Genomic DNA, 11547 nt, shown 5'->3' with positions numbered 1-11547 from the left:
ACTTCTCATGAGATATCATGCCTTTGGACGGACGCCCTTTATCGTGACCGATGTCGGCTTCGGGGCCTGGCAGATCGGCGGCGCATGGGGAAATGTCAGCGAGGCCGACGGCCGTGCAGCGTTGAACGCCGCTCTCGATGCCGGTATGACCTTCATCGACACCGCCGACGTCTATGGTGACGGCCGCTCGGAGAAGATCATTGCCGATGTGCTGAAGGCGCGTGGCGGCGATCGCCCGATGGTGGCAACGAAGGCCGGCCGACGGCTGAACCCGCATGTCGCCGACGGCTATACCAAGGCCAATCTCGAAGGCTTCATCGATCGCAGCCTGAAGAATCTCGGCGTCGAGAGCCTTGATCTCGTGCAGCTCCACTGCCCGCCGACCGAAGTTCTTTATCGGCCCGAAGTTTTCGCTGGCCTCGATGAATTGCAGAGGGCTGGCAAGATCAAGGGATACGGCGTCAGCGTCGAAAAGGTCGAAGAAGCGCTGAAGGCGATCGAATATCCGGGCGTCATCAGCATTCAGATCATCTACAACATCTTCCGCCAGCGGCCCGACCATCTATTTTTCAAGGAGGCCAGGCGCAAGAACGTAGCCGTTATCGCCCGCGTGCCGCTGGCCTCCGGCCTGCTCTCCGGCAAGATCACCCGCGATACGCAATTTGCCCATGACGACCATCGCAATTTCAACCGTCATGGCGAAGCCTTCGATGTCGGCGAAACCTTCGCGGGCGTGCCGTTCGAAGTTGGTCTGCAGACCGTGGAAGAAGTGCGCAAGCTGGTTCCGACCGGCGCCAGCATGGCGGCATTCGCTCTCCGCTGGATCCTGATGAACGATGCCGTCACCGTCGTCATTCCGGGTGCACGCAATGCCGAACAGGCGAAGGCCAATGCGGCCGCAGCCGACCTAGCGCCTCTTTCGGCCGACGTCATGGCGGCGACGCGTGAAATCTATGTGCGCCTGATCGCTCCGCACGTTCATCATCGCTGGTAACGTCCATATCTGAAATGGGTGGCCGGAACGCACTTCGGCCACCTTGGGGGAATGTCTCTCTGTGTATGGCGAGCAGAGCGGGCGACCTCCGTTTATTCTGTGTTTCCCGACAAAAGGCTGCACCGTCGCGCGGAGCGCGCCTATGCCATAAACGAACCACTCTGCTCGCCGGATTCATCTGTCGTTCACGCCGACGCGAACCGCTGTGCAACTTGCGCTACGCGCTCGCCGTAAGCGCGAGCAGTTTCCAGGTCGCCGATCGACATTTCACCCGGAGCGGCGTCGGCATCGCATTGCGCCATTGGCCCGATGTATGATCCCATCCTATTCGCATCATCGCGCTTCGAAGCCTTTACGTTCGCTGGTTTCACTCCCAGACTGACCCAAAGGCCACCGTGCTGCCCCGCCAGAAGAACGAAGTATTCGAGAGTATTTAGCTTGTCGCCGTTCAAACTGGCGCTGTTGGTGAAGCCTCCGAAAACCTTATCCTGCCATCTGCTGGTGAACCAAGCCTTCGAGGACGCGTCGGCAAACTTCTTAAACTGCCAGCTTGGCCCGCCCATGTAGGTTGGCGATCCGAAGATGATGGCGTCGGCGGCGTCCAAGGCGACCCATCCCTCTTCGCAGAGGTTGCCATCCGCATCGATGGCGCAAAGTACCGCGCCCGCGCCCTCCGCTATGGCTTCCGCCATCCGCTGAGTGTGGCCGTAGCCGGAATGATAGACGACGACTGTGTTTGCTGTGCGATTTGACATGACGGTTCCTGGCCTCCTTCTGGCCACTGCTTTGCGCTGTCCGGAAGCGAGGCCGCTCCGACTTGCGTCTTCTTTTCGATGGATCGAGGACTGAGGCGGATGAAACCCTGTGTCCTGGCAATGGAAACCTGCATCCGGCCAGTTACATGGGGGTCCTCGGTGAAATGAACTCTTCGCCGCGCGATATTCAGATTTGGCCGCCGACACCCGCAAGTGCCAGCAACAACAGAAATACGAAAGGTGGCGGGAGTTCTCGATAGTTCCGGATACGGACAATAGCCGCGATCGCGGCGAGCATGATGCAGGCGCCTAGCGCGACTCCGATATATCGGGTGCCGGCGGTGACCAAAAGCACCGTCGTCATGAGTTCAAAGACGGCTGTGACCCAGCACCACCAGAAAGGAAATCCAAGCCGCACGAAGCCCGCGCGGATTTTCGAATGCCCACTCGCGTTGACGACGGCGCCGACGAGAAACGCCCCGGCAGCCAGCCAGACGAGGATGGTATCGAGTGACGTTGTGCCGGTGAAAATTTCCATAGGAAGACTCATTGATATTCTCTTCGCTGACGACCTTGCGTATGAAGTTTTTATATCGATCCTAAATAATCTAGCGACGCTAATTTGTCAATCGATGTTCGCTTTGATAGTTTCGCATGAGGAAAATCGCGCACGAAGATTGAGGACATGGGAGTGGGTATCAGCGAACGAAAGACTCGAGAACGAAGTGAACGCGAACGCAGGATCATCGTCGCTGCGAGGACGATCGCGGAACGTGACGGCTGGGCTTCCGTCACGATCCGGCGCCTCGCCGAGGAGATAGAATACAGTCAGCCAGTTCTCTATTCGCATTTTGAAAATCGCGATCAGATCGTCGGCGCGGTGGCGCTCGAAGGCTTCGGCGAATTGGCTGTGATACTGCGTGCCGCGATCGGGCCGTCGTCCACGGCAAAGGAGCGAGTGGAGGATGTCGCAACCGCCTATCTCGATTTTGCTTTCGCCCGCCCTGCAATGTACGAGGCGATGTTCGTCCTGCCGACTGGCCTCCGCTTCGCCAGATCCGATACGCCACCCCAACTTCGCGATGGTTTCGGAGCCATGGCGACGGTGATTGCGCCGTTCGCCCAGGATGTGGATACCGCAACCGAAACTTTCTGGGCAGCGCTTCACGGTCTGGCAGAGCTTGAACGTCACGGCAGAATAAGACCGGCCTTCCGGGCTCAACGCATCACGCTCATCATGCGGATGGTGTCGGGTCAGCTCTGAACGCGGGTCTGGCAATTGACCCGATCGGCACGGATAGCGTTGGGAATGCATGATAGGACGGAGGCATAAGCCCATTGAGCTTTGCTGCTTTGGGCCAGAGCATTTCCGCTTTTCCTCGAATCGCTGTACCGCGCGCTCATCCTGTTTCCCAACGCATTCCGGAGGGGAAACGGCGCGGTTGCCGCGACATGCTTTTGAAAGCGGCAACGGTGACACTTGCCGTATGAGACCATAAAAAAGGGCCCGCAAAAGCGGGCCCAATCCTGTCCACCCGCAAGGCAAAGCCTCGCAGCGGGTGAAAACGAATTAGCTGTTGACCGAGTCCTTCAGGCCCTTGCCGGGCGTGAACTTCGGGACGTTACGGGCAGGAATATCGACCTCGGCGCCGGTGGACGGGTTACGGCCCTTGGTGGCTGCACGGTGGGAAACGGTGAAGCTGCCGAAACCAGCAAGGCGAATGTCGCCGCCCTTCTTCAGTTCGGCCTGGACAGTATCGAAAACAGCGTCGACAGCGGAAGCAGCGTCAGCCTTCGTGATACCGGCCTTCTCGGCCACTGCGGACACGAGCTCATTCTTGTTCATGTTTCCACCCCTTTCTCTGGTATGAAACGACTTATCAGTAAGCGGGGCGCAAAATAGCAATGCTCTTACCCGCCGCAACCCCAAAAGCCCTGCAAAACAAGGAAAAGCAAGCGTTGGCATACGCTTTTCACAAAAAAAGACCGGCAAAAATGCCGGTCTTTTCGTCCATCTATGTCAATTCGACAGAATTGAGGCAAAGGGCTTAGTGAGCGATGGCGGAACCCACTTCGTCCACGCCTTCGACTGTTGCGATCACAGGCGTTTCCACCGTGCCATCCCACTCGATCGGCTCGGGACGGCGAACAAGCGCGTGCTTGATCACCTCGCCCATGCGCGACACGGGGATGATTTCCATGCTGTTCTTCACGTTGTCTGGAATCTCCGCCAGATCCTTGGCGTTCTCTTCCGGGATCAGCACCTTCTTGATACCGCCACGCAGGGCTGCGAGCAGCTTTTCCTTCAGGCCGCCGATCGGCAGAACACGGCCGCGCAGCGTGATTTCACCGGTCATGGCGACATCCTTTGAAACCGGGATGCCGGTCATGATCGAGACGATCGCGGTTGCCATGGCGACACCGGCCGACGGACCATCCTTCGGCGTCGCGCCTTCCGGCAGATGCACGTGGATGTCGCTCTTGTCGAAGCGGGGCGGTTCGATGCCGAAATCGACAGCGCGCGAGCGGACATAAGAAGCCGCCGCCGAGATCGATTCCTTCATGACTTCCTTCAGGTTGCCAGTAACCGTCATGCGGCCCTTGCCCGGCATCATCACGCCTTCGATCGTCAGCAGCTCGCCGCCGACTTCGGTCCAGGCGAGACCGGTGACGACACCGACCTGATCGTCGCGTTCGGCTTCGCCATGGCGGAAGCGCGGCACGCCGAGATAGTCCGGGACGTTCTCTGCCGTGACGGCGACCGACTTCACCTTGCCCTTGATGATCTCGGTGACCGCCTTGCGGGCGAGCTTCATCAATTCGCGCTCGAAGTTACGAACGCCGGCTTCGCGGGTGTACTGCTGAATGATGACCATCAGGGCGCCGTCGGTGACCGAGAATTCATTCGGCTGCAACGCATGTTCCTTGATGGCCTTCGGCAGCAGGTGCCGCTTGGCGATTTCGCGCTTTTCGTCTTCGGTGTAGCCGGCGATACGGATGATCTCCATGCGATCCATCAGGGGCGCCGGGATATTCAGCGTATTCGCCGTCGTGATGAACATCACATCCGACAGGTCGTATTCGACTTCCAGGTAGTGGTCCATGAAGGTCGAGTTCTGCGCCGGGTCCAGCACCTCAAGCAGGGCCGAAGACGGATCGCCGCGATAGTCCTGGCCGAGCTTGTCGATTTCGTCGAGCAGGAAGAGCGGGTTGGACTTCTTCGCCTTCTTCATCGACTGGATGACCTTGCCGGGCATCGAGCCGATATAGGTGCGGCGGTGACCGCGGATTTCGGCTTCGTCACGAACGCCACCAAGCGCCATGCGGACATATTCACGGCCGGTCGCCTTGGCGATCGACTGGGCGAGCGAGGTCTTTCCGACGCCCGGAGGGCCGACGAGGCACAGGATCGGGCCTTTGATCTTCGTCGCGCGAGCCTGCACGGCCAGATATTCGACGATGCGCTCCTTGACCTTATCCAGGCCGAAATGATCGGCTTCGAGGATCTTCTCGGCATTGTTCAGATCGGTCTTGATCTTCGACTTCTTGTGCCAGGGGATGCCCAGCAGCCAGTCGAGATAGTTGCGCACAACGGTCGCTTCAGCCGACATCGGGCTCATCTGCCGCAGCTTCTTCAGCTCGGCATCGGCCTTTTCCTTGGCTTCCTTCGACAGCTTGGTCTTGGAGATGCGCTCTTCCAGTTCGGCCATCTCGTCGCGGCCTTCTTCGCCGTCGCCAAGCTCCTTCTGGATCGCCTTCATCTGTTCGTTCAGATAGTATTCGCGCTGCGTCTTCTCCATCTGACGCTTGACGCGCGAGCGGATGCGCTTCTCAACCTGCAGGACCGAAATCTCGCCTTCCATGAAGCCGAGCGCCTTTTCCAGGCGAGCCTTGACGCTGGTGGTCTCCAGCATTTCCTGCTTTTCGGTGATCTTGATCGAGAGATGCGATGCGACAGTGTCGGCCAGCTTCGAATAATCGTCGATCTGGCTGGCGGCGCCGACCACTTCCGGCGAAATCTTCTTGTTGAGCTTCACATAGCTCTCGAACTCGGAAACGACGGAGCGGCTCAAAGCTTCGAGCTCGACCTGATCTTCTTCCGGCTCATGCAGGACATGGCCAAGGGCTTCGTAGAAGTCTTCACGGCCGGTATATTCATCGATTTCTGCGCGCGCACGGCCTTCCACCAGCACCTTGACGGTGCCGTCGGGCAGTTTCAGCAGCTGCAGGACATTGGCAACGGTACCGACCTTATGGATGGCGTCCGGCGCGGGATCATCATCGCTGGCATTGATCTGCGTGACGAGCATGATCTGCTTGTCCGAACCCATCACCTCTTCCAGCGCGCGAATGGATTTCTCCCGTCCGACGAACAGAGGCACGATCATGTGGGGGAAGACCACGATGTCGCGCAACGGCAATACCGGATAGGCAATGCTGTCGTGTGCCGCAGACGTTTTCTTACTCATGTCATTTCCTTTCCGTCGTCCCGTTCCCGGGCTCTCTGCCGGCTTGGGGGAGTTAGCCGGCTCTCTCACTTGGTAAACAAGTGGAGCTTCGCACTGCCTATTTCAAGTCACAGGAAACGCCCGCCACGAGGCAACGATCCCGCATATCCGCAAGGAGGAACGCAACAACAAAACACCAAAGCCCGGCAACTCGAACACTGCCGGCGACGCTAATATCCGAAGAAAAAACGTCGGGCCTGCGCCCTGACCGCCTTGTGCTCCAGAATCATGCCATCATGGCTGCAGCAGGGGCTCTTCACAACCGGTTTCGACGGCATTCCCATAAGCTTATCCAAGACTTTATCAGCAAACCGTACGACTTTTCAAACAGAAAGGGGCCCGTCGATGACGAGCCCCTTATTCGTGATCACGGATGGTGGATCAGGCCGTGGCGTTGGCCTTCTCCTCCTGCCGGTCGGCATAGATGTAGAGCGGGCGGGCGGAGCCGCGAACCACTTCCTCGGAGATGACCACTTCGCGAACGCCTTCCAGCGCCGGCAGCTCGAACATGGTGTCGAGGAGGATCTTCTCCATGATGGAGCGCAGCCCGCGGGCGCCCGTCTTGCGGACGATCGCCTTGCGGGCGATTTCCCGCAGGGCATCCTCGTGGAAGGTCAGCTCGACGTCTTCCATCTCGAACAGGCGCTGATACTGCTTCACCAGCGCATTCTTCGGCTCGGACAGGATCTGGATCAGTGCGTCTTCATCGAGGTCTTCCAGCGTCGCCAGAACGGGCAGACGGCCGATGAATTCCGGGATGAGGCCGAACTTCACCAGATCTTCCGGCTCGAGTTCGCGCAGTACTTCGCCGACGCGGCGATCATCCGGGGCCTTGACGGTGGCGCCGAAGCCGATGGAGGTCTTCTCGCCGCGGGCGGAGATGATCTTGTCGAGGCCTGCGAAAGCGCCGCCGCAGATAAAGAGGATGTTGGTCGTGTCCACCTGCAGGAATTCCTGCTGCGGATGCTTGCGGCCGCCCTGCGGGGGAACCGAAGCCACGGTGCCTTCCATGATCTTCAGAAGCGCCTGCTGCACGCCCTCGCCCGAGACGTCGCGCGTGATCGATGGATTGTCCGACTTGCGGGAAATCTTATCGACTTCGTCGATGTAGACGATGCCGCGCTGTGCGCGCTCGACATTGTAGTCGGCCGCCTGCAGCAGCTTGAGGATGATGTTTTCGACGTCTTCGCCGACATAGCCTGCTTCCGTCAGCGTCGTCGCGTCGGCCATGGTGAAGGGAACGTCGATGATGCGGGCGAGCGTCTGGGCAAGATAGGTCTTGCCGCAGCCGGTCGGGCCGACGAGCATGATGTTCGACTTCGCCAGCTCGACGTCGCCGTTCTTCGATGCGTGAGCGAGCCGCTTGTAATGGTTGTGAACGGCCACGGAGAGGATCTTCTTCGCCTGCCGCTGGCCGATGACGTATTCGTCAAGAACCTTGATGATGTCCTGCGGGGTCGGAACACCGTCACGAGACTTCACCATCGAGGATTTGTTTTCCTCGCGGATAATGTCCATGCATAGCTCGACGCACTCGTCGCAGATGAATACGGTCGGTCCGGCAATCAACTTCCGGACTTCATGCTGGCTCTTACCGCAGAACGAACAATAAAGCGTGTTCTTTGAGTCGCCGCCGTTGCTGCCGCTGACTTTGCTCATATCACTTTCCTTCCAGCACGCCGCAAATTTCCAACTTGAAATCGCGGTCCACTCTATGCGCCCGCCGGACCTGCCCCTCGTTTGCAGATCGCGGCGCCCTTCAGGGTACTGAACGCAGGCCAGGCAACCAAACCGGAACTGCGTGGCAACGAATCCCCCTTCGAATGCCGAATGCTATGTCATAAAACGCTACATAGCATTAATGCTTACTATTACCGCGTTCCGTTCCACATTAAACCCCTATTCGATCACAAATGGGATAGAACTGTGGCGCAGAAGTCACCGCCTGGTGGATAATTACGAGGCGGTTTCACCTTCTATTTCAGTACGCGACGTCAGCACCTTGTCGATCAGCCCCCATTCCTTCGCCTCGTCGGAGGACATGAAATGGTCGCGATCGAGCGTCTGCTCGACCTCTTCATAGGTCCGGCCGCAATGCTTGACGTAAACTTCGTTGAGACGGCGCTTCATCTTAATAATGTCGCGCGCGTGGCGCTCGATGTCCGAAGCCTGGCCCTGGAAACCACCCGACGGCTGGTGAACCATGATGCGGGAATTCGGCGTGGCGAAACGCATGTCCTTATCGCCCGCAGCCAAAAGCAGCGACCCCATGGATGCGGCCTGGCCGATGCAGAGCGTCGAAACGGCCGGCTTGATGAACTGCATCGTATCGTAGATCGCCATGCCGGCGGTGACGACGCCGCCCGGCGAATTGATATAGAGCGCGATTTCTTTCTTCGGGTTTTCGGCCTCAAGGAAGAGGAGCTGTGCGCACACCAGCGTCGCCATATGGTCTTCGACCGGTCCGGTCAGGAAAATGATGCGTTCCTTCAGCAGGCGGGAATAAATGTCGTAAGACCGTTCCCCGCGGTTGGTCTGCTCCACAACCATCGGCACCAGAGCCATAGCTGTATCGACTGGATTTCTCATGTGCGTCCTTTATCAAACTTGTCCCGGCGACGGAAACGCCGGGAATCGGAGTAAAAATCCTTTACTCCTACATAGAGTGTCCCTGCCCTGCACTTCAAGACGCCCGAAAGCATAACGTCAAAAAGCACTAGGTGCGCATGTCGTCGTCGCAAAACCGCTGCACACTTTGGCGCGACATGCTCTAATGCCCCAGGAAGCGTTCACAAAGCATTTCTACCCGCGCCTCGCCGAATGCCAAGGCGCTGCAGCGACACGCAATCTGCTACCCACCATATTTCCCCATCACAAGGTGAAGGAAGCATGAAGGCCGGTTCGCCCCGAGATACATCTTCAGCACAGGCAAAATTTACCAAGACACTTAAGGAACTTGCCATCTTATTGGGCAAGGATGGAGCGATCACGCAAATCGTCGCGCAGTTTGCGCCGGCGACCGAAACTAGCGGAGTTGTCCGATCGTGCTGAATATGACTACAGGCCTGACCATCTGGTGCTCGGAGGCCATAACCCTGGCGACCGTTCTCCTTCTCGCCTGGCGGCATGATCGCAAATCCCCGGCCTATTTGATCTGGGCACTAGGCTTCACGGTCAGCGCCGTGGGATTCGCCTTGGTGGCAGCGCGAAGCATCATCCCCGATATATGGTCGATCCAGATCGGCAATGCCGTGGCCCTGCTCGGCGAAAGCGCCTGGATTACTGGTTTTCGCGTCATGGACCGGCGCAGGCTGGAATGGTCCGCATTCCTGCCACCCGCCATCTGGCTCATCGGCGCCAGCCTTCCCTGGGTGACGGGCAACTTCGCCAATCGCGTCATCGTCTATGATCTTGCCGGCGCAGTCGGCGCGACCCTGCTCGCCTTCGCCGTGCATCCGGGCGACGGCCGACAGGAGCCGGCACGCGGCCAGCTCGGCATCGTTTTCGTGGCGCTTGCCTGCTTCTGTTTCGGCTCGGCTCTCTGGATGGTATTTGCGGCCCCTTCACTGGAAGAGGCAATGATCTATCGTGGCTATATGGCGCTCGGCTACGGGCTGCTCGTCATTATCGCCATCGTTCTCAACGGCAAGCTTCTCATGGAACGCGCCGAGCGCCGCTGGCGGGCGATTTCCATCACCGATACTTTGACGGGAGTTCTGAACCGGCGCGGGCTTCAGGAAAGTTACGAAATTCTCGTCGGCAAAGGACAGCAACAGCCGCAAAAGCTTGCCGCCCTGCTGTTCGATCTCGACCACTTCAAGAAGATCAACGACCGCCACGGGCATCAGGTAGGCGATGCGGTGCTGGTCGAATTTGCCCGTATCGCCCGCCAGTTCGTGCCGCGCAACGGCGCATTCGGCAGAATGGGCGGTGAAGAATTCGTCGCCTTCCTTCCGATAGACGATCAATCCCAGGCGGAAGCGTTGGCGGAAACCATACGCGCCGATTTCTGCCGCATGCCGCTGCTTGCCGGCCGCACGCTGGTGCCGGCAACCGTCAGCATCGGCGTTTCGATCATGCCGCACGACACCGTCAGCTGGGATCGCCTGGTCTCTTTCGCAGACCGTGCGCTTTACGCCGCCAAACGCGCGGGCCGCAACTGCACTATCCTCTTCAACGAAGCCGAGACTGCCAGGGAGCCCGACACCGCATCTGCGGCGGACGAAGGCGAACTGGTGCCGACCCTCGACGACCAGATCCACGCCTTGCGGCGCATGGGCACGCTTGCGCGGATGTGACCGGCTCGACCACACATCCATAGATCTTGGACTGACCAAGTTGCGCGACCGCCGGACAGGGCAGCTATCCTGAAATGCAAAAGGCGCGCTTCAAGGGCGCGCCATTGCAAACGTCCGGCAAGGTTCGGCCATATCAGCCGTAACGACCGGTGATATAGTCTTCCGTACGCTTGACCTTGGGCGCCTGGAAGATCTGTTCGGTCGCGCCATATTCGATCAGCTCGCCGAGATACATGAAAGCGGTGCTGTCGGAGATACGGCTTGCCTGCTGCATGTTGTGCGTGACGATAACGATCGTGAAATCGCCCTTCAGCTGCGACACGAGTTCCTCGACCTTGGCGGTCGAGATCGGGTCCAGAGCCGAGGTCGGCTCGTCGAGCAGCAGGACTTCGGGACGAATGGCGATGGCGCGAGCGATGCAGAGGCGCTGCTGCTGGCCGCCGGAAAGGCCAAGTCCGCTCTGGTGCAGCTTGTCCTTGACTTCGCTCCACAGTGCCGTTTCCGTCAGCGCCGCTTCGACGCGTGCGTCCATTTCCGACTTGGAGACCTTCTCATAAAGGCGGATGCCGAAAGCGACGTTCTCGTAAATCGACATCGGGAATGGTGTCGGCTTCTGGAACACCATGCCGACCTTGGCGCGCAGATCGTTCAGATCGACGTCCTTGGTGAGAATATTGCGGCCATCAAGCAGGATCTCACCCGCGACCGTCTGGCCCGGATAAAGATCATACATGCGGTTGAAAGTGCGCAGCAGCGTCGACTTGCCGCAACCCGAGGGGCCGATGAAAGCGGTGACCGCATTCTTGCGGATATTCATATTCACACTCTTCAGAACGCGATGGCCGTTCTGGTAGGTAAAATCGAGATTCTTCACCTCGAGCTTCGCGAGCGCACCGAGATCCGAATGGGAAGCGGCGTCCTTCCCCTGCTGTGCGTTGACGCTCTGGAAATTGCTGTCGCTCATGTTCATGGTCTTATTCCTATCGTTCGGC

The 11547-nt window shown here is 58.8% G+C and carries 10 protein-coding genes; 3 read left to right on the top strand and 7 right to left on the bottom strand.

Annotated features, from left to right (window positions below; translation table 11 throughout):
* The first annotated feature begins 7 nt into the window (after positions 1-7).
* Positions 8-994: an aldo/keto reductase gene (locus C7U61_RS07670; RefSeq protein ID WP_106997537.1), complete on the top strand. Its 987-nt coding sequence runs from the start codon at positions 8-10 to the stop codon at positions 992-994.
* 185 nt (positions 995-1179) lie between these two features.
* On the opposite strand, the gene C7U61_RS07665 is transcribed toward C7U61_RS07670, so the two are convergent.
* Together C7U61_RS07665 and C7U61_RS07660 are read right to left on the bottom strand one after the other, a co-directional pair.
* Entirely contained in the window at positions 1180-1749 is a 570-nt protein-coding gene (locus tag C7U61_RS07665) for a flavodoxin family protein (protein ID WP_106997536.1), read from the bottom strand.
* Between the two features lie 187 nt (positions 1750-1936).
* Positions 1937-2299 carry a DoxX family protein gene (locus C7U61_RS07660; RefSeq protein WP_106997535.1) on the bottom strand — a complete coding sequence of 121 codons (363 nt, stop codon included), beginning with the start codon at positions 2297-2299 and terminating at the stop codon, positions 1937-1939.
* Positions 2300-2440: 141 nt separating this feature from the next.
* Here C7U61_RS07660 and C7U61_RS07655 point away from each other — a divergent pair, with 141 nt between their 5' ends.
* Positions 2441-3013, top strand: coding sequence for a TetR/AcrR family transcriptional regulator (locus C7U61_RS07655; protein ID WP_106997709.1), 573 nt, complete (start codon positions 2441-2443; stop codon positions 3011-3013).
* Positions 3014-3319: 306 nt separating this feature from the next.
* Here C7U61_RS07655 and hupB read toward each other — a convergent pair whose 3' ends face one another.
* The 4 genes from hupB to clpP all read right to left on the bottom strand — a co-directional run bounded on the left by hupB (position 3320) and on the right by clpP (position 8846).
* On the bottom strand, positions 3320-3595 hold the full coding sequence (hupB, locus tag C7U61_RS07650; protein WP_015339480.1) for a DNA-binding protein HupB: 276 nt from the start codon (positions 3593-3595) through the stop codon (positions 3320-3322).
* Between the two features lie 202 nt (positions 3596-3797).
* Positions 3798-6218, bottom strand: a complete 2421-nt coding sequence (gene lon / locus C7U61_RS07645; RefSeq protein WP_106997534.1) for an endopeptidase La — start codon at positions 6216-6218, stop codon at positions 3798-3800.
* A 420-nt stretch (positions 6219-6638) separates the two neighbouring features.
* Positions 6639-7916, bottom strand: coding sequence for an ATP-dependent Clp protease ATP-binding subunit ClpX (gene clpX / locus C7U61_RS07640; RefSeq protein ID WP_047627083.1), 1278 nt, complete (start codon positions 7914-7916; stop codon positions 6639-6641).
* Positions 7917-8213: 297 nt separating this feature from the next.
* A complete protein-coding gene (gene clpP / locus C7U61_RS07635) occupies positions 8214-8846 on the bottom strand; it encodes an ATP-dependent Clp endopeptidase proteolytic subunit ClpP (protein WP_015339477.1) in 633 nt (210 codons plus the stop codon).
* Positions 8847-9310: 464 nt separating this feature from the next.
* Between clpP and C7U61_RS07630 the strand changes: the two genes are divergently transcribed.
* Positions 9311-10555 (top strand): GGDEF domain-containing protein, encoded by a 1245-nt coding sequence (locus C7U61_RS07630; RefSeq protein ID WP_245410773.1) that lies wholly within the window; start codon positions 9311-9313, stop codon positions 10553-10555.
* Positions 10556-10688: 133 nt separating this feature from the next.
* Here the strand turns inward: C7U61_RS07630 and pstB are convergent, their stop codons facing one another.
* Positions 10689-11525, bottom strand: a complete 837-nt coding sequence (gene pstB / locus C7U61_RS07625; protein ID WP_106997532.1) for a phosphate ABC transporter ATP-binding protein PstB — start codon at positions 11523-11525, stop codon at positions 10689-10691.
* Positions 11526-11547: the final 22 nt, after the last annotated feature.

The sequence above is a fragment of the Rhizobium sp. JAB6 genome, from assembly GCF_003024605.1.
GTDB lineage: Bacteria > Pseudomonadota > Alphaproteobacteria > Rhizobiales > Rhizobiaceae > Rhizobium.
The sequence above is the reverse complement of the archived record's forward strand: the minus strand, read 5'-3'. Positions and strand labels throughout refer to the sequence as shown.

Bases quoted from the DNA above. Each gene is read 5' to 3' on its own strand.
- clpP (WP_015339477.1), bottom strand. From the start codon at position 8,846: ATGAGAAATCCAGTCGATACAGCTATGGCTCTGGTGCCGATGGTTGTG.
- C7U61_RS07670 (WP_106997537.1), top strand. From the start codon at position 8: ATGAGATATCATGCCTTTGGACGGACGCCCTTTATCGTGACCGATGTC.
- C7U61_RS07660 (WP_106997535.1), bottom strand. From the start codon at position 2,299: ATGAGTCTTCCTATGGAAATTTTCACCGGCACAACGTCACTCGATACC.
- C7U61_RS07665 (WP_106997536.1), bottom strand. From the start codon at position 1,749: ATGTCAAATCGCACAGCAAACACAGTCGTCGTCTATCATTCCGGCTAC.
- C7U61_RS07630 (WP_245410773.1), top strand. From the start codon at position 9,311: ATGACTACAGGCCTGACCATCTGGTGCTCGGAGGCCATAACCCTGGCG.
- pstB (WP_106997532.1), bottom strand. From the start codon at position 11,525: ATGAACATGAGCGACAGCAATTTCCAGAGCGTCAACGCACAGCAGGGG.
- lon (WP_106997534.1), bottom strand. From the start codon at position 6,218: ATGAGTAAGAAAACGTCTGCGGCACACGACAGCATTGCCTATCCGGTA.
- clpX (WP_047627083.1), bottom strand. From the start codon at position 7,916: ATGAGCAAAGTCAGCGGCAGCAACGGCGGCGACTCAAAGAACACGCTT.
- hupB (WP_015339480.1), bottom strand. From the start codon at position 3,595: ATGAACAAGAATGAGCTCGTGTCCGCAGTGGCCGAGAAGGCCGGTATC.